This window comes from Streptomyces sp. NPDC088553, assembly GCF_044752965.1.
Taxonomy (GTDB): domain Bacteria; phylum Actinomycetota; class Actinomycetes; order Streptomycetales; family Streptomycetaceae; genus Streptomyces.
On sequence record NZ_JBIVMG010000002.1, the window covers coordinates 171,166 to 190,982 of the forward strand.

The following is a 19,817-nucleotide window of genomic DNA, read 5'->3' on the forward strand; positions in this document are numbered from 1 at the left end:
GTCCTCACTGGTCGGGCCGCTCGTCCGGCGCGGTCCAGGAGTCCCGCCTCGCCTCGGCCGCCGGCGGCTGGGCGACGGGGGCGGACGCCCGTCTGCGGGCCGCGCGCCGGGACCCCCACCAGAAGGCGGCGATCAGCAGGACGGCGATCACCACGCCGACCAGCATCAACAGCAGGGCGGGTGAGCCGGAGGCGGCCAGTTCGGAGGCGGTGACAGTCGAGAGAATCATGGGGGCCCTTCCTGTCGGGAACGGATCGAACCGTCTGAGTTCGGCGGCTACCCCCCGAGATCGGAATCAATCACACGGTCCTCCGGGACCACCGACACGAGCGCTTCGGCCGGCTCCTCAGCTCGACCGCTGCGGGCGGCCGCTCCGCCCCGCCGTCGAGGTGCGGGAAGCGGAGCTCCGTAGGCCGGTGTGCGGTCGCGCCGGGGCGCAGCACCGCGCTCGGGGATTCGGGCCGGTTCGGGGCGTCGGGGTAGTGCCGCGTCCGCCCCGCGAACGGCTCCGTCCCGAACGTCGCCTCCCCGCCCCGTACGCCACCCTCTCCGGCCGGCGTGCGGGGCGGAGCCGTGCCCCCGTCGTCCGACCGGATCGGCGATCGCCCCAGGACGGCCACGCCGCCGCCGGCCGTCAGAACGCGAAGGCCGCCCCTCCGTTCAGGCTGGCACCCATGACACAGGCGTTGCCGAACGTGTACTGCCACGAGGTGCGGGACCCCTCCCACACGCCGTCCACGGTGACGGTGACCGGGTCGAAGTGCTGCGGGCACATCCGGTCCGGGGCCGGTGAGGCCAGCAGCCCCTCGAAGGCGCCGTCCTGGGAGCCGGCCTTGAGCTCGGCGCAGGCGGCCTCGGGGGCCGGGTGCGTTCCGTGGGCGGTCGGCGCGCAGCTGAGGGTCACCGCGCGCAGGACGGTGGACCCACTCGCGTCGGCGCCCTTGCTGATGCTCAGCACGACGGCGGAGGGGGTGTACAGGCTTTCACCCCGGGCCTCCGCGACACCGGCGGTGCCGGCGAGACAGAGGAGAGCGGACGCGGAGACCGCAGCGAAACGACGAAGCATGACAGGGACTCGCTTTCAATTCGAAGGGTTGAGGCGTCATCTACCTTTGGATCACCGCCCCACTTGCGCTTCGGAGTGTGTCTGACACGCAGAGCGATCGCATCTCTGTGGTCGATATCCGGACAGACGCGCCCACATATCGTTGATCGAATGAACGTTCAGCAGGTCAGGGCCCGCCCCGGACGGCTTCGCCGCGGCCCCGCACCCGCCCGCTCCAGCCCCTCGGCGGCCGCCGGCCTGCGCAAGGACGCCTCAGGTTTACCGACCGGTCGTTCAGTACGACCGATAAGCGACGCTCACCCGGACCCCGCACGGAGCGCGCCCCTCCCATTGCCCCAAATGAGAGATATGCCGCATGCGGGTATGTTCTTGCACCGAGGCCTGTGGGCATACCTGCAGGGGTCATCTCATCGGTACGTCTGGGCGGAGGAAATCCGTGGGAACGGTCACGACACAAGACGGCACCAGCATCTTCTACAAGGACTGGGGGCCACGCGACGCACAGCCGATCGTGTTCCATCACGGCTGGCCTCTGAGCGGCGACGACTGGGACAACCAGATGCTCTTCTTCCTGGGGCACGGTTACCGGGTCATCGCCCACGACAGGCGCGGGCACGGCCGTTCCGGCCAGAGCGCGACCGGCCACGAGATGGACACCTACGCGGCCGACGTGGCAGCGGTGACCGACACGCTGGACCTGCGCGACGCCGTCCACATCGGCCATTCGACCGGGGGCGGTGAAGTCGCCCGGTACGTCGCGCGCGCCAAGCCGGGACGGGTGGCCAAGGCCGTGCTCGTCGGGGCGGTCCCACCCATCATGGTCAAGTCCGACTCCAACCCGGGCGGCTTGCCTATCGAGGTCTTCGACGGCTTCCGGGCCTCGCTCGTCGCCAACCGCGCCCAGTTCTACATCGACGTCCCGTCGGGGCCGTTCTACGGCTTCAACCGCCCCGGCGCCGAGGTGTCCCAGGGCGTGATCGACAACTGGTGGCGACAGGGAATGAGCGGCGCGGCCAACGCCCACTACCACTGCATCAAGGCGTTCTCCGAAACGGACTTCACCGAGGACCTGAAGCAGATCGCCGTGCCTGTGCTGGTCGCCCACGGCACCGACGACCAGATCGTCCCCTACGACGACTCGGCGCCGCTGTCGGCGAAGCTGCTGCGCGACGGCAGACTGAAGAGCTACGAGGGTCTCCCCCACGGCATGCTGACCACGCATCCCGACACCGTGAACCCCGACCTCCTCGCGTTCGTCAAGGAGTGAGGGAGCGAGACCGCCTGAGGCAGGGAGACCGCCAGGGGCGGCCACCGCTCTCCGGGAGTGGGCTGAAGGTCGAGACCAAAGTCCTACTCGTCCAGCCGACTCGGAGACTCTCGGCCGATGTCCGGCCCCGTCCCGGCCTGTGAAGCTGGCCGGGAGAGCTACCGGGTCGGCCCCTTCGTGAGGGGACGGAGACCGAGAGAGTGAGAGCGACGATGGTCGAGCAGGAACCCCCGGTCACCGTGCGACTGCCCGAGGCGTGGCTGTGGGTCGTCATCCTGATCGGGGCCGGGCTCGGCTTCGGTGCGGCGTTCGCCGCGGGCCCGGTCGCCGAGTGGATGATCCGCCTCTTCGACGGTGCGCCGGGCCCGCTCAGGCTGGCGGCCGCACTGCCCCTCGTCTGGTCCGTGCCGGCGCTGACGCTCCTCGGCGCCTCGGCCGGGGCGTGGGTGGCGGGCGTCTGGCGCGCGGAGAACCCCGTGGTCGAGGTGGGCGCAGACCGCGTCGTCGTCCATGCCGACGGCGGCGGTCACCACGTCGAACGGGCGCAGCTCGCCGAGGTGTTCACCGACGGCCGCGAGCTGGTGCTGCGCGGTGCCGACGGTGGCGAGCACGTCCGGACCAGGGTCGACAGCGGCCTCGCGGAGCGCCTCCGGTCCGCTTTCGAGCAGCACGGCTACCCCTGGCGCGGCACCGTCGACCCGCACGAGTCCGCCTTCACGGTCTGGGTCGACAACACACCGGACCTCGACGAGCGCACGCACGCGCTGCTGCGACAGCGCCGACGGGCGATCGCCGACGACCGCACGGGGGCCGCCGACGATGCCCGTGAGGAGTTGCGGACACGGGGCATCAGCGTGAGGGATCGCGGCAAGGCCCAGCAGTATCGCAAGGTGTGACCGCGAGGCTCAGGGCTGGGAGGCGGCGACCTTGATCCCGAACCCGATCAGGACGACTCCGGTGACGCGGTCCAGGGCACGTCGTACCGGCGGCTTCTCGAAGAGGGACCGGGCCCTGGCCAGCACCATCACATAGCTGCCGAGCCAGCTGAGCGTGAGGGCCGCGTGGACGAGGACCAGCAGGGCCATCCCGAGGCGTGGTGAGACCCCGGACGGCGCGAGGGCGGGCAGCAGGCCCGTGTAGAAGACGGCGATCTTCGGGTTGAGGACATTGCTGACCAGCCCGGTGCGCCACGGGTTTCCGACCGGGGAGGGAATGTCGCGCGTCGCGGCCACGGCGGGACCGCGCCGGCTCTGCCACAGGGCCTGGACTCCGAGGAAGCCCAGATAGGCCGCACCGACGAGCTTGACGACCGTGTAGGCCGTCGCGGACGCCGCGAGAAGGGCGGCCAGGCCGACGACGGTGAGTGTGCCCCAGACGAGGAGCCCCGCCGTGATGCCGCCGACCGTGCGCAGACCGTCCCGCCACCCGGACGCGATGGCACGCTTCGTCACCACCGCCATGTCCGGTCCGGGAACCAGGGTCAGAACGGCGAGCACACCCGTGGCCGCGAGGAGCTGAACGAACATGGGGGGCAGTCTCGCATCCCGCCCTGGCGACGAGCGCCCGGGGGACCGGGCCGGAGGAGACGGGGAGGGCGCCCGGGCGCGTGGCGGAGTGCTGCCGAGAGGGACACCTCTCCGCTCCGTGCGGCGCACGGAGGACGTCGTGGTGACGCGACGCCGTCAGGCCCTCGGATGAGGCACGTCGGAGCCATGGGCTCCCAGCTACGCAACGGTCCGCACGGCCACGGGATCGTCACCAAGACCATGCGCCGGACGCTGTTCGCGGCCCTCGCCGCGCAGTTCGCCGTGGGCCACCTCCTCCGTGCTGCTGTCCGGTGACGACCTGCTCCCCGTCCACATCGCCGCCCAGGTGCTCCTCCACGCCGCCGTCGGGGCCCATGTCGCACTGGTGCACAAGCACCAGCTGATCAACCGTGACCACCTCCTTGCCCGCCTGCTGTGAGCCCGAAAGGGGGCTTCTCACCGGGGTGGTGTCGCGGCGTCAGCCGCCTTCCGGCAGATACCAGCGGTGGGGCTGGATGAGCCGGCGCAGGCTGTCCGGCCCCCAGGATCCCGGTGCGTACGGCTCGACCGGCGGTGGGGACTCCAGCAGGGGCGCGGCTACCTCCCACAGACGTTCGATGCCTGACGCGTCGGTGAAGAGGGACTGGTCACCGAGCATCGCGTCCAGGATGAGGCGCTCGTAACCCTCCAGCGCGTGGTCCTGGGTGAAGGAACCGGCGTAGTCGAAGACCATCTCGGCTTGGGTCAGGCGCATGTCGGGGCCGGGCCGTTTGGCGAGGAAGCGTGCGGTGATGGTTCCGGGGTCGTCGAAGTCGATGACCAGTTCGTTGTGCCGGCCGTCGGCGGACTCCCGGGCAGCCAGCGGGAACATGCGCAGGGGCGGTTCGCGGAAGCCGAGGGTGATGACGTGGCGGCTCGCGGCGAGGGCTTTGCCGGAGCGGAGGTAGAAGGGGACGCCGGCCCAGCGCCAGTTGTCGATCTCGAGGCGCAGGGCCGCGAGGGTCTCGGTGTCGGAGGCCGGGTCGACTCCGGGTTCGTCGCGGTATCCGTCGTACTGTCCGCGGACCACCCGGGCCGGGTCGAGGGGGCGCAGGCTCTGGAAGACCTTGTCCTTCTCCGCGCGCAGGGAGTTCGCGTCCAGGGTGGCCGGCGGTTCCATGGCGACGAACCCGAGGAGCTGGAACAGGTGCGTGACGATCATGTCGCGGAAGGTGCCGGTGCCTTCGAAGAAGTGGGCGCGGCCTTGGATGTCGATGTGTTCGGGGACGTCGATCTGGACGTGGCTGATGTGGTCGCGGTTCCAGACCGGTTCGAGGAGTCCGTTGGCGAAGCGCAGGGCGAGGATGTTGTCGACGGACTCCTTGCCGAGGAAGTGATCGATGCGGAAGACGCGGGATTCGTCGAAGACGGTGTGGATGGCCTGGTTGAGGGCACGGGCGGAGGCGAGGTCCGTACCGAAGGGCTTCTCCACGATCACGCGGGCGTTCTGGGCGAGCCCGGAATCACCGAGCATCTGTACGACCGACGCGCACGCCTGCGGGGGTACGGCGAGGTGGTGGAGGAGTCGTGGACCGCCGCCGATCTCCCGCTCGGCCTCTTGTACGGCGGCGAGGAGCGGGCCGGGATCCTCGGGGTCGGCGGCCCCGAAGGTCAGCCGACTCTCGAAATCCCGCCATTCCTTGCCCTCGGGCTTGGTCCGGCCGAACTCGGCGACTGCGTCGTGCGCGTGCTCGCGGAACGCCTCATCGCTGAGGGCGACCGCGGCGGGGGCTGATCCGATGATCCGGTAGCGGTCGGGGAGCAGTCCCGCTCTGGCCAGGTGGTACAGGCCCGGCAGGAGTTTGCGGCGGGCGAGGTCGCCGGTGGCGCCGGAGATGACGACGACGTGGTCATCGGGGGTGGAACCGCCGGAGCTCGGGGGTGTGGCCACGTCAGATCTTCCTTTCCCCACGGCCGCCGAGCTCGCCGTGCATCGCGGAGTGGGCCTTGCCGGTGAACCCTCCGAGGGGGCACACCCGGTGGAGAACGGCCCGGTTCACCGAGTCGTCGATCGGATCGCCTCCGCACCTGGTGCCCCGGTGCTTCTCCGGCCCGGAGCCTCGGGCGCGCTGGAACGGCGGACGAGGGACGGGCATGGACGATCCTCCTGCGGGATTGCCGTGGTCACGTGATCAGTCTCCGCGCGCGTGTCACCTCGGTGGCGCGTGCGTCGGCCGGAGCGACGCGTTCACCAGCTGAAGCCCGGCTCCGCGCGAGGCGGCCTCCTCGGCTGCCCGGTCGACCGCCGCCAGGCTCCCGCCGGACCCGTTCACTCCTTCTGCGCTCCGCCTCATGGGGCCCACTGTGGAGCCGCCACGGACGTCCGGCACGCTCCGGCAGGCCGACCGGGCGACCGCACGGGCTGGTCCCCGCCCTCCCCGTACCCCGTACAAGCCACGCGCCGTCACGGGCGCTCCTGGTCGGAGAGGCGTCAGCGTGGCGTGGTGGGCTCCTCGCGGGGCGGGAGAGCCGCCATGGCCCACCGGATCGTCCCCGTCAGCGCCCGCCCGGAGAGCCGTACGAGGTCTTCCGGCAGGTACGGCGACGTGCGGAGGTCCAGCAGCGTGCGGGCCCACGGCGGCAGCAGCCGGACCGCGTTCGAGGCGAGTACGGCGTAGGGGCCGCGGGCGACCCACGGCAGCGGAGGTTCCCGGAGTACGAAGCGGGCCGCGTCCCGGGCCTGCGACGTGGCGCGCAGTTCGGGGCGGTAGCTCGCCAGCCGGGCCGCGAGGGCGGTGCGGTCGCGCGGCGGATCGGGAACGCCGAGCGCGAGGGCGACCCGAGCCGCGTCGGCGATGTACGCGTCGTAGCCGGCGGCGTCCAGCGGGTCGGCCCCGAAACGCTGGTGGGCGCGCAGGAAGCTGTCCACCTCCGCCACGTGCACCCAGCACAGCAAGTGCGGGTCGGCGGCGTGGTACGGCTCCCCGGAAGGGGTCGTGCCCCTGATCCGCTCGTGCACCGCACGGACGTGGTCCACGGCGTGCTGGGCGTCATCGGCGGTGCCGTAGGTCGTGAAGGCGAGGAAGGTGCTGGTCCGCTGAAGGCGTCCCCAGGGATCGCTCCGGAAACCGGAGTGCCCGGCGACGGCGGCCATCGCGCGCGGGTGCAGGGACTGCAGGAGGAGCGCGCTCAGGCCGCCGATGAACATGGACGCGTCCCCGTGGACGGTGCGGATGGGCCGCTCGGGCCCGAACCAGCGCGGGCCGGGGGCACCGTGGATGCGGGCCCGGTTCTGTGCTCCCGAGGGCCCGGCGACATGACTGAACAGACTGGTGCCGACCCGCTCACGCAGGCGGCCAGGCCCCGACTTCTCGGACGTGTTCACGCTTCCATCCTCGCGCGCGGACGCACGGAACGGAGGCTCGGGCCTGAGGACCAGATCCGTCGGCCCTCGTTCCCGGCCCCGGCGCGTCCGGCCCGACTCCCCCGCCGGGCCGGCGACCCGGGCGCCCGGCAGCCTGGACGCCCCTGGCGGCGGCTCGGCGGGTGCGGAAGCACTCGGGCGTTCGTACGGTCGTGTCGGAGCCCTCAGGGCGGGTAACCCTGGGCCGGTCCTCGCGTCCCCGCTCGTGCGCGAGGACCGGCGACCCTCCACCACGAGACTGCGGCCGGGGTGGGCTGTCCGTGACCGTGCGTCGTCGGCACGGCGGCTCCGGGGCCGGGCCTCGGCGTCCGTCCGGGGATCAGTCGGTTGTCGGCTCGCCGGCAGCCGAGCGACGCCCGCCGATGGAGGCGACCAACGCGTCTGCCACGAGCGACGCGTCCGCCTCCGCGACGTCCGCCGGGTACTCCGGCAGCAGGTCGTCCCAGACCGGCATCCATGACCCGAACAGCTGGGACTGTCCCTCGGGCCGGGCGAAGAACCAGATGTGCAGGTGCGCGCCGCCGTCCCCGATGCGGTAGACGTGGGCTCGCGAGATGTGGGGCAGGGCCTGCACATGGCGGACGATGTGCGTGGACAGGACCCCCAACTCGGCCGCCAGTTCGTCGGGCAGGTCTGCCATGTCGTAGTGGTCGAGCGGATGCAGCATCAGCACCAGCGGCACACCGACTCCCTCGATCCGGGTGAGCCGCCACCTGTCGTCGAACCAGATCCCCTCGCCCCGGTCACGGCACGACTCGCAGTTCGACGGGTCCTCGCCGTGTCGCGGAGGCTCGGGCAGAACGGGCGGGCGCAGGGCCGAGACGCGCAACCCGTCCGCTTCGAAGGGGCTGATGCTCCACCCCGTCATGCGCGCGAGGGGGAGCCGACGCTCAGCATCGGCGGCGGCGAGCGCGTGGTCGTAGAACTCTTCAGGTCGCAAAGCCATGGGGCGCATACTAGTTCGACCCGCTCGGCGAACAGCGGCTGGACCAGGGTCTCCTCAAGATCAGCGCAGTCGGCGGGCGCGCAGCACCAGGTCGTCCGTGTGGTGCGCGCCGGCACCGCCGTCGGGTGCCACGCGGGCGCGTTGCTCGTCCACCTCCACCACCCAGTCGTCGCCGAGGAGGGCCGTGACCGTCGAGGGCCAGACGTAGTCGGCCGGGTCGAAGCCGCTCTCGTCCGGCTGCCGGGTGTCCATTCCCGCGTGGTGGACGAGCAGCAGCACACCGCCGACCGCGACGGCTTCGGTCAACGCCCGCTCGGCGGCGGCGTCGGGAGTGCGCAGCAGGGCCGGGTACTGAGCGGAGACCAGGTCGAAGGAGGCCGGCGGGAGCGCCGCGTCCGTCAGTGTGGCGTGGACCCACCGGACGGCGACGCCCGCGTCCCGTGCGTGCCCGGCCGCCCGCTCCAGGGCCACGCCCGAGACCTCGAGCGCGGTCACGTCCCAGCCGCGGCGTGCGAGCCAGACGGCGTCGGCGCCCTCACCGCAGCCGACGTCGAGCACACGCCCGGGGGTGAGTCCGGCGACCTCGGCCACGAGCGCGCCGTTGGGCCTGCCGCTCCAGAGCTGTTGCCGGTCGAGGTACCGGCTGTCCCACTCCGCCCGCACGGCGGGGTCTCCGACGTAGGCGTCGACGAGGGGCGAGGGAGCGGCGGACGCGGGCGATCCCGCTGCGATGTTTTCGGTCACGCACCCACCATGCCCATCCGGCCGCTCCCCTGGCGCGACTTTTGCCGGTCCGGCAAATACGGCGGTCGGGAACGCAGGGATCGAGTCTGGCCGCACTGGACGTCATGTGCACGCGCGGCCGACGGGGGTGCGCAAGGTGTCGACCCGGCGGCGGAACCTTCTTGAAATTCTCCATTCAGAATCTTGATACCTGTTCACCCCTATGCCAGATTCGGCGCACGCAGCACGTGTCAACGGCGGCTGCGCTTCATCCGGACAACCGGAATCGCTGCGGGAGAGGTCTCCACCATGCCGGTCCAGCACACCCCAGGGGAGCGACTCTCGATGGAGACTCGCACCATCGAGGTCATCCCCGACGCCGAGCGGCACGGCACGCCGCGTAGCCAGTTCACTCTGTGGTTCGGCGCCAACATGCAGATCACCGCGATCGTCGACGGCGCTCTCGCCGTCGTCTTCGGCGCCGACGCGCTGTGGGCGATACCCGCGCTGCTCATCGGCAACCTGCTCGGCGGCATCGTGATGGCGCTGCACTCCGCGCAGGGGCCGCGGCTCGGCGTCCCGCAGATGATCTCCAGCCGGGCGCAGTTCGGCGTCCACGGGGCCGTCCTGCCCCTGCTGTTGGTGATCCTCATGTACCTCGGCTTCGCCGCGACCGGCAGTGTCCTGGCCGGCCAGGCGCTGTCCGAGATGCTGCACATCGACAACACGAACGCCGGCATCCTCGTCTTCGGCGCGCTGACCGCCGTGGTCGCGGTGACCGGGTACCGGCTCATCCACATCGCGGGCCGCGTCGCGACCGTCGTCGGCGTACTCGGCCTCGGCTACCTGCTGGTGCGGCTGTTCACGCAGTACGACGTCGGCGCGCACGTCGGCAACAAGGGCTTCGAGACGGCGACCTTCCTCCTCGCCGTGGGCCTCGGCGCCGGATGGCAGCTGACGTTCGGCCCGTACGTCGCCGACTACTCGCGCTACCTGCCGCGCGACACCAGCACGCGCGCGACGTTCTGGTCCACGTTCGCCGGTTCCGTCATCGGCTCCCAGTGGGCCATGACGCTCGGAGCGCTCACCGCCGCCGTCGCCGGCAAGACCTTCCTCAGCGACCAGGTGGGCTTCCTCGGCGACCTCGCCGGGCCCGCGGTCCTCGCCTTCCTCATCTACCTGGTGATCGTGGTCGGCAAGCTGACGGTCAACTGCCTCAACGCCTACGGCGGCTTCATGTCGATCCTGACCACCGTCACCGCGTTCGACGGCCGCTCGCGCATCTCGGCCGCCGCCCGCGCCGCCTACATCGTCGGCTTCACCGCGGTGTCGATGGTCATCGCGCTGGCCGCCAGCGACGACTTCCTGAACAACTTCAAGAACTTCGTGCTCCTGATCCTGATGGTGTTCACCCCGTGGAGCGCCATCAACCTGGTCGACTACTACCTGGTCTCCCGCGAACGCGTCGACATCCCCGCCCTGTACGACCCGGACGGCCGCTACGGCCGATGGAACGCCACCGCTCTGACCTGCTACGTCGTGGGCGTCGCCGTCCAGATCCCGTTCCTGGCCACCAAGCTGTACACCGGCGCGCTCACCAAGCGGCTCGACGGCGCCGACATCTCGTGGATCGTCGGGCTCGTGGTCACCGCGGCCCTGTACTGGCTCTGGGTACGGCGCACGGCCGACCCGCCCGCCGAGACCGTCCACCCGACCGTCGCCGAGGCCGACGACACGGCCGCGCCCGTCGGCTGACCCGTACGACATGCGCCCGCAGTGCGGCGTCGTCGGGCGGGAGCGGTGCGACCGCTCCCGCCCGACGCGTCGTCAGAGGGCCCACCAGCAGTACAGTCTCCGGTCGGAAGCCAGAGCTCGCCGAGTCGGTCCGGCCAGGGCCTCCAGGACGTCGGCCGTGGCCTCGACGCCGATCCCGATCTGCCGGAGTTCGTCGGTCATCGACCACGGCACGGCGAAGCGGACGAGGTCGTCCGGCGATGCCGCGGCGAGCGCGTCGACCAGCGTGTCCGTCAGGCCGACCACGAACGGCGGGCCGTCCTCCGGCTCGGACAGCAGTTGGCCGGACCGCGGGGCCCCCGCGGGTCCTGGGATTCTCCGGCGTTTCGATCATGCGAACTACGCGCGTCGACCTGCCCGTACGCCGTTGACGCCCCCGTCCGTCTCGACAAGACTCCTGCCCCATGCAGCCCCTGCGTGACCCGTCGGTCACCCGCGTCCAGCGCCGACACGTGGACCTCGTCCGTGTCGCGAGCGCTGTCTGTCGCTGCCCCTGACCGGCCGCGCCTTCCCACTCACCCCGCACCCACGCTTCCTCCGCTCACCCCGTCCACCGAGCCCGGAGGCATGCCCGTACGCCCTCCTGGAGACCTCCATGTCCACGCCCCTGTCCCGCCGTGCCCTCGGCGGGGTCGCCGCCGGTGCCGCAGCCGCCGCAGCGCTCGGAGCCACCGCGTCCACCGCACAGGCGGCCGCCGCGGCCGACCCGCGGGAGCGGCCGTTCCGCGCCGCGCAGCCGCGCCGCCACTCGCGACGACCCAACATCCTCTTCATCCTGGGCGACGACCTCGGCTGGGCCGACCTCTCCTCGTACGGTTCCCCGCACATCCGCACCCCTCACCTGGACCGTCTCGCCCGCGAGGGCGTCCGCTTCACCGACGCCTACTCGGGCTCCGCGACCTGCTCCCCCACCCGCTTCAGCCTCTACACCGGCCGCTACCCGGGTCGTACGAAGGGCGGGCTGGCCGAACCGATCGCCGACAAGTCCGTCGGCCTGGAGCCCACGCATCCGACGCTCGCGTCGCTCCTCCGGGACTCCGGCTACGCCACCGCCCTCATCGGCAAATGGCACTGCGGCTACCTGCCCGACTACTCCCCCACCCGATCCGGCTGGGACGAGTTCTTCGGCAACTTCGGCGGGGCACTGGAGTACTACTCCAAGCTCGGCCTCGGCGGCGAGTACGACCTCTACGAAGGCGACGCCGAGTACAAGGACCTGCGCTACTACACCCGGATCCTCACCGAGCGGGCCGGCGAGTACGTCAGCCGCGACCACGACAAGCCCTGGTTGCTCAACCTGAACTTCACCACCCCGCACTGGCCGTGGATCGCCGACGGCGACAAGGAGGCGAGCGACGAGATCGTCCGCCGCATCAAGGCCGGCGACCGCTCCGCCCTCTGGCACCAGGACGGCGGCTCCGTCGGAAAGTACAAGGAGATGGTCGAGGACCTCGACCGCTCGATCGGGCAGGTCCTCAAGGCGCTGAAGCGTTCCGGCCAGGAGCAGGACACGCTCGTCTTCTTCGCCAGCGACAACGGCGGCGAGCGCTTCTCCTACAACTGGCCGCTCGCCGGCAACAAGGGCTCGCTCCAGGAGGGCGGCATCCGCGTCCCCTCGATCCTGCGCTGGCCCGCCCGGATCGACGGCGGCCAGGTCAGCGACCTGCCGGTGTTCACCCCCGACTGGACGGCGACCCTGCTCGACCTGGCCGGAGCCCGCCCCCATCCCGCGTACCCCCTCGACGGCACCAGCCTCGCCGGACACCTGCTCCGCGGCTCCGACGTGCCCGAGCGGGATCTCTTCTGGCGGGTGCGGGGCGAGCGGGCGCTGCGCCGCGGCGACTGGAAGTACTACCGGGGCAAGTCCGGCCGCGACCAGCTCTTCCACCTGTCCGAGGACTCCCGCGAGCAGGCGGACCGGGCGCCGTTCGAGCCGGATCGGCTCGCCGAACTGCGGGCGGTCTGGGAGCGGATCGACGCGGGGCTGCTCCGCTACTGAGCCTTGACGGCCCGCGCGGCGGGGTCCGCTCCCGAACGGGACGCACGCGTCGGCGAGCCCGTCCCCGGACCTGTTCAGTGGAGCACCTCACGCTCCCACTGTCCCCGCGGCTGGGTGTGCAGGCGCCAGTAGTGCTCGGCGATGTCGTCGGGGTCGTACGCCGTCCCGGGTGCGACGACCCCGCCGACGGTGACCGTGGCGACGTGCACACCCGACGGTCCGTACTCGGCGTCGAGCAGTTCGACCAGAGCCCGCACCCCGGCCTTGCCGAGGGACAGACTGACGTACTGGGGCTTCATCGCGGGCATCCCGCCGGTGACGACGAAGGTTCCCCGTCCGCGCCGTGCCATCCCGGGCAGGAGGTGCGCGGCGGCGGTGAGGGCACCGAGGACGTTGACCGCGTAGGTGTCCGCGTGGTCGCGGAGCGGGAGTTCACCGACGGCGTCGGGCCGGATGACGGCCGCGTTGTAGACCACGACGTCGGGTTCCCCGAGTTCGCCGGCTGCGGTGTCCAGGGCGGCGCGCAGGGCCTTCTCGTCGGCCGCGTCGGCGGTGAGGGGCACGGTCCGCACACCCAGCGAGCCGATGGACTCGGCCGCCGCCACCACCGTTTCCCTCGTCCGCGCGATCAGGGCGACCGGCAGCCCCTCCCGGGCGAACCGCCTGGCCACCGCCTGCCCTATCCCGGGCCCCGCCCCGACGATCAACGCTCCCGCCATGACCGCTCCTTCTCCTCCGAGTGCAACGTCAAGGAGGTCAACTCCGTTCGGCCACCGTGTCTTCCCACCCGGGCACCCGGAGCAGCGGCCGTCGCGGCCGAGCCGAAGCGCCGCTCCGCGCCGAGTGGGCCGTACGAAGGGTGGTGCGGGGTTTCCTGATGCTCTCCGGCACAGGGCGGGTAATGGGGTCAGGTCGGGTGACCGACGCACTCGTCGAATTCTGTGAGGAGCCCGTCCGGCCATGCTCATCGATCTGACACGACGTACCGCGCTGGTCACCGGCTCCACCCAGGGGATCGGCGCCGCCATCGCCACCGGTCTCGCTCGGGCCGGGGCCCGCGTCGGCGTCAACGGGCGGACCGAGGAGCGCGTCGAGCAGGCCATCGCGAGCATGCGGGCCGAGGCCCCCGACGCGGATCTGGTTCCGGTGGTCGCGGACGTGGCCACCGAGCGCGGCGCGCGGCTGGCCGCCGAGGTGCTGCCGCACGTGGACATCCTGGTGAACAACCTCGGCGTCTTCGGCGAGGCCGACCCGCTGGAGATCAGCGACGACGAGTGGCGGCGCTACTTCGAGGTGAACGTCCTGGCCGCGGTGAGGCTCATCCGTCAGTACCTTCCCGGCATGAGCGAGCGCGGCTGGGGGCGGATCCAGAACATCGCGAGCGACTCGGCGGTGGTGATCCCCGCCGAGATGATCCACTACGGCATGTCCAAGACGGCCCTGCTGGCGGTCACGCGCGGTTTCGCCAAGCAGGCGGCGGGGACCGGCGTCACCGTCAACTCCGTCATCGCCGGCCCCACGCACACGGGCGGCGTGGAGCAGTTCGTGTACGAGTTGGTGGACCGTGCCCTGCCGTGGGACGAAGCGCAACGCGTCTTCATGCGCGAGTACCGTCCGCAGTCCCTGCTGCAGCGACTCATCGAGCCCGAGGAGATCGCGAACATGGTGGTGTACCTCGCCTCCGAGCAGGCGTCCGCCACGACCGGTGGCGCGCTGCGCGTGGACGGCGGGTACGTCGACTCCATCCTGCCGTAGCGGAGGTACCGGCGGCCGTGCGCCGAGTCGCCCGTCGCTGCCGTTGCCGGTCCCGGTCGGGGTCCCGGTCGGGGATTCGTGAGCCTCTTTCTGCGCTGGGCGCACCCGTGGGCCGCGCCGTCGCGCTGTGCGCTCGCCGGTTCAAGTGAATACGGGCGGGGGCGGGTTGGTCCGGTGCCACCATCGGGCACCTTCCGGTCAGCGGACCTCACCGTCGAGAAGGACACGAATGACGAGCCAGGTTACCGAAGTTGAGCTGGAAGGTCTCCTCCGCAAGGCGCTGCACGCCACGGGTTCGGAAGCGCGTTGGGCGGCCGACTCGGACGAGATGTGGTGCCGTGTCACGCCCTCGTCGGCGACCCGGCGCGAGCAGGGGTGGAAGCTGCATCTGTCGGCGACGGCCGCCTCCGCGCCGGCTGTCCTGGAGAAGGCCCTGGAAGTGCTGCTCCGGGAGGAGTCGGCGTTCAAGTTCGCCCGGTCACTGGACCAGGTGAGTGCGCTCAACTCCCGTGCCACGCCCCGGGGAAGCTCGGGCAAGTTCATCACCGTCTACCCACGCTCCGACGCCGAGGCGGCCCGCCTCGCCCACGACCTGCACGAAGCCACGACGGGGCTGGCCGGCCCTCGGATCCTGTCCGACCAGCCGTACGCCGTGCACTCCCTGGTGCACTACCGATACGGCTCGTTCGTCGGCCGGAGGCGGCTGTCGGACGACGGCCTGCTGGTGTGGTTCATCGAGGACCCCGACGGCAATCCCGTGGAGGACAAGCGCACCGGCCGGTACTCTCCGCCCTCTTGGGCGGTCTGCCCCTTCCCCGCCACGGTTCCCGTCGTGCCGCGACCTACGGAAGGGGCGGACGGGGCGAGTGCTCCGGTGCTGCTCGGTGGTCGTTTCGCCGTACGGGAGGCCATTCGGCACACCAACAAGGGCGGCGTCTACCGGGGCAGCGACGTCCGTACGGGCGCCCTCGTGGTGATCAAGGAGGCCCGCCCGCACGTGGAGGCCGACGCCTCCGGCCACGACGTCCGCGACTGGCTGCGCGCCGAGGCCCGGACGCTGGAGAAGCTCAAGGGCACGGGACTGGCTCCGGAACCGCTGGCGTTGTTCGAGCACGGCGGGCACCTCTTCCTGGCCCAGGACGAGGTGCCGGGCGTCACCCTGCGTACCTGGGTCGCCGAGCACTTCCGCGACGCCGGAGCGGAGCGCTACCGCGCCGACGCGCCGGCGCAGGTCGGGCGCCTGGTGGACCTGGTCGCGGCGGCGCACGCGCGAGGCTGCGTCCTGCGGGACTTCACCCCCGGCAACGTCATGGTCCGTCCCGACGGTGAGCTGCGCCTCATCGACCTCGAACTCGCCGTCCTGGAGGACGAGACCGCCCTGCCCACCCGCGTGGGAACCCCCGGCTTCAGCCCGCCCGAACGCCTGACCGGCGCACCCGTCAGCCCGACGGGCGACTACTACAGCCTCGGTGCCACCGCGTGCTTCGTCCTGGCGGGGAAGGTGCCGAACCTGCTGCCGGAGGAGCCTGCCACCAGGGCCATGGAGCAGCGGCTCGCGGCATGGCTGGCCGCCTGCGCGGGGCCGCTTCGGCCGGCGGACGGCCTCGCGGAGATGGTCCTCGGGCTGATGAAGGACGACCCCGCCGAGCGGTGGGACCCGGCCCGGGCGCGCGCGGCCCTCCGGAAGGCGGCCCCTTCGCGGACGCGGAACCGCTCCGCCGCCCCACGCACGCCGCGGAGCGACCACCCGGCCGACCACCGTGACGACCACAATGCCGACCACCGTGACGACGGCCGTGACGGCACCCCCAGCGAGTGTCCGCACGACGGTGTCATGGGAAGCGTGGACCATGTGGTGGCCGGGGTCGTGGACCATCTCATCGATTCGATGACTCCCGCGGACGCGCGCCGCCTGTGGCCCGTGTCCACGATGGCCGGGGAGGCCGACCCCTGCACCGTGCAGCAGGGCGCCGCCGGTGTCCTGGCCGTCCTGACGCGGTACTGGGAACTCACCGGTGACGACCGTCTGCCCGAGCTGATCTCCACCGCCGGCCGCTGGATCGCGGACCGCACCGATCTCCGCTCCCCACGCCCCGGCCTGCACTTCGGCGGACGCGGGACCGCGTGGGCGCTGTACGACGCCGGGCGCGCCGTGGACGACCACGCGCTCACGGACCACGCGTCGGCTCTGGCACTGGCCCCGCAGCAGTCGACGCCCCATCACGACATCACCCACGGCACCGCGGGCAGCGGGCTGGCCGCGGTCCACCTGTGGCACCGCACCGGTGATCCGCGCTTCGCCGAACTGGCCGTCGACGCGGCCGACCGGCTGGTCGCCGCGGCGCGGCGTGATCCGTCCGGAGTGAGCTGGCCGGTGCCCGCGGAGGCCGTCTCCCCGGAGGGCGGCAAGCGCTACCTCGGCTTCGCCCACGGAACGGCCGGCATCGGCTGCTTCCTCCTCGCCGCCGCGACCGTCTCGCGGCGCCCGGAGCACATGGACCTCGCGGTGGAGGCCGGCGAACAGCTGCTGGCCGACACCGTACTGACCGGCGAGGCGGCCCACTGGCCCGCCCAGGCCGCGGACCCGCCCACGGCCCCGTACTGGTGCCACGGCGCGGCGGGCATCGGCAGCTTCCTCCTCCGGCTGTGGCAGGCCACCGGGGACGACAGGTTCGGCGACCTCGCCCGCCGCAGTACGTACGCCGTCACCGAGCGCGCTTCCCGCGCCGCCCTCTCCCAGTGCCACGGCCTGGCGGGCAACGGTGACTTCCTCCTCGACATGGCCGACGCCACGGGTGACCCCGAGCACCGCGCCATGGCCGAGGACCTGGCCCGCCTCATCGTCAGCGAGAGGGCCCACCGCCGTGCCCAGGTGGTCTTCCCCAACGAGTACGGGGACGTCTCGACCAGCTGGAGCGACGGATCTGCCGGAATCCTCGCGTTCCTCCTGCGGATCCGTCACGCCGATCCCCGGCACTGGATGGTCCAGCTGCCGGTCTGAGCGGCAGGAAGTCTGTCGCCAGTTCAACAAACGAAGGAGAGACCCATGGAGAACCACCACGACATCGAACTGCTCGCCCACCTCCACGCCCTTCCGGAGACCGACCCCGTCGGTGTCGACGGAGCGCCGTTCGCCGCGACGTGTGAGTGCGTCGGCCTGCTGACCCTCCTCAACACGGTCTGTATCGGCATCAGCTGCGCGTAGGACAGGCACCCACCATCCGGCCGGCGGCCCACCCGGGAAGCCGCCGGCCGGATGTTCCCCCTTCCACGCGCCCGCGTGGCCACGAACGGCCACGGACGGCGAACCCGCAGACGAGGACGCGACAGCATGCAGCCACCCGCCGGTGACGAGGACCGACCCGATCCCGTGCACGCCATCAGCACGCGCGGCCTGGTCAAGAGCTACCCGGGCCCGCAGGGCACGACCACCCATGCGGTACGCGGCGTGGACCTGGACGTGGCGCAGGGCGAGACCTTCGCCTTCCTCGGGCCCAACGGCGCGGGAAAGTCCACCACCATCGCCGTGCTGTGTGCCCTGGCCCGCCCCACCGCCGGTCACGCCACCGTCGCCGGCGTCGACGTGCTCAGCCGGCCCCACGAAGTACGGCGGCGCGTCGGCATGCTTTTCCAGCACAGCGCTCTGGACGCGGACCTGACAGCCGAACAGAACCTCCACATTCACGCACGGCTCTACGGGTTGCCCCGCCTCGATGCCCGCTCGCGCACCGCGGAGGTACTGGAGACGGCCGGGCTGACCGACCGGCGGCGCTCCCCCGTACGCACCCTGTCGGGTGGCATGCGGCGCCGCCTGGAGATCGCCCGGGCCCTGCTGCACTCCCCCCGTGTGCTGTTCCTGGACGAGCCGACCACCGGACTCGACCCCCACGCCCGCGCCCAGGTCTGGGAGCACCTGCGTGCGCTGCGCGACCGGCACGGCAGCACGCTCTTCGTCACCACCCACTACCTGGAGGAGGCGGAGAACTGCGATCGCCTCGCCATCATCGACCGCGGCCGCGTGGTGGCGCGGGGCACACCCCTCGCGCTGAAGGCCGCGATCGGAGACGACCTGGTCGTGCTACGTACCAGTGACGACACCGCGGCAGGACGGGTCGTGCGCGGCATCGTGCCGCCGGACCGCGCCGTCACCGCGGACAGCGACGGAGTCTCCCTGCGGGTGCCGGACGGCAGCGCCTGGATTCCGCGCCTCTGCGCGGCACTGCAACGCCACGGCATCGCCGTGCACGCCGCTTCCGCCGCCCCGCCCACACTGGACGACGTCTTCTTCCACCACACCGGCCGCAGCCTCGACGCCACCGAGCCCGGCCACGCACCGGCCGGCCCCACCCCGCCGTGCGCGACCACGTCAGAGACCGGCGGCAGCCGATGACCGACATCACGGTGAAGACCCCCGGCGCTCCTCACACTCCAGCCGGCCCCGGCGCGCCGGGCGCCTCGGGCGCCCTTGGCGTCTCCGGCGGGTCCGTCGGCTCCGGCATCCACGGCAGCGGGCGGGCGGCCCGTCTCCGGGGCGAACTGCGCGCGATCCACGCCTTGGTCCACCGCGACCTGCTGCGCCTGGCGGGCCAGCGCACCCACACCGCGCTGATGCTGCTCCACCCGATGCTCTACCTCATCGTCCTGGGCGGCGGACTGGCCGCCCTCATCCCCCGTACCTCCCTGGGCGTCGGCTACCAGGCCTACCTCTTCCCCGGCATGCTGATGATGACGGTGCAGACACCGGCCATCATGGTCGGCATCCGTCTGATCACCGACCGGCAGAGCGGCTATCTGCGGGAACTCCTCATGGCCCCCGTCAGCCGAGCCACCCTCCTCCTGGGACACTGCGCCGGCGGCACCCTGACCGCCACGGTGCAGGGCGCCGTACTCCTCGGCCTCGCCGGCACGGTCGGTCTGCCGTACGACGCTGTCCTGCTCGTCCTGCTCCTCGCCGGGATGATCCTGGCCTCGTTCACCATCACCGCTCTGGCCCTCGCCCTCGCCGTGACGCTCCGCAGGGCGGAGACGTTCCACACGCTCCTCGGTCTGATCATGATGCCGCTGCTGTTCCTGTCCGGCGGCTTCTTTCCCCTGCACACCCTGCCGGGCTGGGCTCACACCCTCGCCGCCGCCAACCCGCTCGCCTACGCGGTGGACCTGCTCCGCCGCTGCGTCACCCACCGCGTACCCGACCAGCAAGCCGCCACCGGCATCGAATGGGCGGGCCGGCAGCCGCCCCTGCCCCTCGAAGCCGGCCTCCTCCTCGCCACCGGCCTCCTCGCCCTGCTCTGGGCCGCGCGACGCTTCAACCGTCCGGAGTGACCCACCGCCGTCCGGC

At 71.9% G+C, this 19,817-nt stretch carries 22 protein-coding genes; 12 read left to right on the top strand and 10 right to left on the bottom strand.

Annotation, left to right across the window (positions count from 1 at the left end; translation table 11 throughout):
• Positions 1-4 precede the first annotated feature (4 nt).
• Together ACIP8Z_RS05970 and ACIP8Z_RS05975 are read right to left on the bottom strand one after the other, a co-directional pair.
• Positions 5-229, bottom strand: a complete 225-nt coding sequence (locus tag ACIP8Z_RS05970; RefSeq protein WP_402079276.1) for a DUF6479 family protein — start codon at positions 227-229, stop codon at positions 5-7.
• 405 nt (positions 230-634) lie between these two features.
• Complete coding sequence (locus tag ACIP8Z_RS05975) at positions 635-1,066, bottom strand: subtilase-type protease inhibitor (protein WP_402079278.1); 432 nt, start codon at positions 1,064-1,066, stop codon at positions 635-637.
• A gap of 436 nt (positions 1,067-1,502) precedes the next feature.
• On the opposite strand from ACIP8Z_RS05975, the gene ACIP8Z_RS05980 reads away from it, so the two are divergent.
• Positions 1,503-2,333 carry an alpha/beta fold hydrolase gene (locus tag ACIP8Z_RS05980; protein ID WP_402079281.1) on the top strand — a complete coding sequence of 277 codons (831 nt, stop codon included), beginning with the start codon at positions 1,503-1,505 and terminating at the stop codon, positions 2,331-2,333.
• Positions 2,334-2,533: 200 nt separating this feature from the next.
• Complete coding sequence (locus ACIP8Z_RS05985; protein WP_402079284.1) at positions 2,534-3,229, top strand: hypothetical protein; 696 nt, start codon at positions 2,534-2,536, stop codon at positions 3,227-3,229.
• A gap of 9 nt (positions 3,230-3,238) precedes the next feature.
• Here the strand turns inward: ACIP8Z_RS05985 and ACIP8Z_RS05990 are convergent, their stop codons facing one another.
• On the bottom strand, positions 3,239-3,859 hold the full coding sequence (locus ACIP8Z_RS05990) for a LysE family translocator (RefSeq protein WP_402079286.1): 621 nt from the start codon (positions 3,857-3,859) through the stop codon (positions 3,239-3,241).
• Positions 3,860-4,045: 186 nt separating this feature from the next.
• On the opposite strand from ACIP8Z_RS05990, the gene ACIP8Z_RS05995 reads away from it, so the two are divergent.
• Positions 4,046-4,174, top strand: a complete 129-nt coding sequence (locus ACIP8Z_RS05995; RefSeq protein ID WP_402079289.1) for a hypothetical protein — start codon at positions 4,046-4,048, stop codon at positions 4,172-4,174.
• Positions 4,158-4,298, top strand: a complete 141-nt coding sequence (locus ACIP8Z_RS06000) for a hypothetical protein (RefSeq protein ID WP_402079291.1) — start codon at positions 4,158-4,160, stop codon at positions 4,296-4,298. Before ACIP8Z_RS05995 ends, ACIP8Z_RS06000 begins: the two co-directional genes overlap by 17 nt.
• Before the next feature lie 39 nt (positions 4,299-4,337).
• Here ACIP8Z_RS06000 and zwf read toward each other — a convergent pair whose 3' ends face one another.
• From zwf to ACIP8Z_RS06025, 5 genes are all read right to left on the bottom strand, one after another.
• A complete protein-coding gene (gene zwf, locus ACIP8Z_RS06005; protein WP_402079294.1) occupies positions 4,338-5,789 on the bottom strand; it encodes a glucose-6-phosphate dehydrogenase in 1,452 nt (483 codons plus the stop codon).
• 1 nt (position 5,790) lies between these two features.
• On the bottom strand, positions 5,791-5,994 hold the full coding sequence (locus ACIP8Z_RS06010) for a hypothetical protein (protein WP_402079297.1): 204 nt from the start codon (positions 5,992-5,994) through the stop codon (positions 5,791-5,793).
• 335 nt (positions 5,995-6,329) lie between these two features.
• Positions 6,330-7,223, bottom strand: a complete 894-nt coding sequence (locus ACIP8Z_RS06015) for an oxygenase MpaB family protein (protein WP_402079300.1) — start codon at positions 7,221-7,223, stop codon at positions 6,330-6,332.
• Between the two features lie 358 nt (positions 7,224-7,581).
• Positions 7,582-8,208, bottom strand: coding sequence for a hypothetical protein (locus ACIP8Z_RS06020; protein WP_402079302.1), 627 nt, complete (start codon positions 8,206-8,208; stop codon positions 7,582-7,584).
• 60 nt (positions 8,209-8,268) lie between these two features.
• Positions 8,269-8,952: a class I SAM-dependent methyltransferase gene (locus ACIP8Z_RS06025; RefSeq protein WP_402079304.1), complete on the bottom strand. Its 684-nt coding sequence runs from the start codon at positions 8,950-8,952 to the stop codon at positions 8,269-8,271.
• 324 nt (positions 8,953-9,276) lie between these two features.
• Between ACIP8Z_RS06025 and ACIP8Z_RS06030 the strand changes: the two genes are divergently transcribed.
• Positions 9,277-10,686 carry a purine-cytosine permease family protein gene (locus ACIP8Z_RS06030; protein ID WP_402079306.1) on the top strand — a complete coding sequence of 470 codons (1,410 nt, stop codon included), beginning with the start codon at positions 9,277-9,279 and terminating at the stop codon, positions 10,684-10,686.
• A 72-nt stretch (positions 10,687-10,758) separates the two neighbouring features.
• On the opposite strand, the gene ACIP8Z_RS06035 is transcribed toward ACIP8Z_RS06030, so the two are convergent.
• The gene (locus tag ACIP8Z_RS06035; protein WP_402079308.1) at positions 10,759-10,971 is read right to left on the bottom strand and encodes a hypothetical protein; all 213 of its coding nucleotides are present in this window, start codon (positions 10,969-10,971) and stop codon (positions 10,759-10,761) included.
• 158 nt (positions 10,972-11,129) lie between these two features.
• Here ACIP8Z_RS06035 and ACIP8Z_RS06040 point away from each other — a divergent pair, with 158 nt between their 5' ends.
• Together ACIP8Z_RS06040 and ACIP8Z_RS06045 are read left to right on the top strand one after the other, a co-directional pair.
• Positions 11,130-11,222, top strand: a complete 93-nt coding sequence (locus tag ACIP8Z_RS06040) for a putative leader peptide (RefSeq protein WP_353963885.1) — start codon at positions 11,130-11,132, stop codon at positions 11,220-11,222.
• A 98-nt stretch (positions 11,223-11,320) separates the two neighbouring features.
• Positions 11,321-12,724 carry a sulfatase gene (locus tag ACIP8Z_RS06045; protein ID WP_402079311.1) on the top strand — a complete coding sequence of 468 codons (1,404 nt, stop codon included), beginning with the start codon at positions 11,321-11,323 and terminating at the stop codon, positions 12,722-12,724.
• Between the two features lie 74 nt (positions 12,725-12,798).
• Here ACIP8Z_RS06045 and ACIP8Z_RS06050 read toward each other — a convergent pair whose 3' ends face one another.
• Positions 12,799-13,443: an SDR family NAD(P)-dependent oxidoreductase gene (locus ACIP8Z_RS06050; RefSeq protein WP_402079313.1), complete on the bottom strand. Its 645-nt coding sequence runs from the start codon at positions 13,441-13,443 to the stop codon at positions 12,799-12,801.
• A 241-nt stretch (positions 13,444-13,684) separates the two neighbouring features.
• Here ACIP8Z_RS06050 and ACIP8Z_RS06055 point away from each other — a divergent pair, with 241 nt between their 5' ends.
• The 5 genes from ACIP8Z_RS06055 (at position 13,685) to ACIP8Z_RS06075 (ending at position 19,801) form a co-directional block, all read left to right on the top strand.
• Positions 13,685-14,479 (top strand): SDR family NAD(P)-dependent oxidoreductase, encoded by a 795-nt coding sequence (locus ACIP8Z_RS06055; protein ID WP_402079316.1) that lies wholly within the window; start codon positions 13,685-13,687, stop codon positions 14,477-14,479.
• A 229-nt stretch (positions 14,480-14,708) separates the two neighbouring features.
• On the top strand, positions 14,709-17,480 hold the full coding sequence (gene lanL, locus ACIP8Z_RS06060) for a class IV lanthionine synthetase LanL (protein WP_402079319.1): 2,772 nt from the start codon (positions 14,709-14,711) through the stop codon (positions 17,478-17,480).
• A gap of 45 nt (positions 17,481-17,525) precedes the next feature.
• Complete coding sequence (locus tag ACIP8Z_RS06065; protein ID WP_402079321.1) at positions 17,526-17,684, top strand: VenA family class IV lanthipeptide; 159 nt, start codon at positions 17,526-17,528, stop codon at positions 17,682-17,684.
• Between the two features lie 126 nt (positions 17,685-17,810).
• Positions 17,811-18,869, top strand: coding sequence for an ATP-binding cassette domain-containing protein (locus ACIP8Z_RS06070; RefSeq protein ID WP_402079324.1), 1,059 nt, complete (start codon positions 17,811-17,813; stop codon positions 18,867-18,869).
• Positions 18,866-19,801, top strand: coding sequence for an ABC transporter permease (locus ACIP8Z_RS06075; protein WP_402079327.1), 936 nt, complete (start codon positions 18,866-18,868; stop codon positions 19,799-19,801). The genes ACIP8Z_RS06070 and ACIP8Z_RS06075 overlap by 4 nt, the downstream gene beginning before the upstream one ends.
• Positions 19,802-19,817 lie beyond the last annotated feature (16 nt).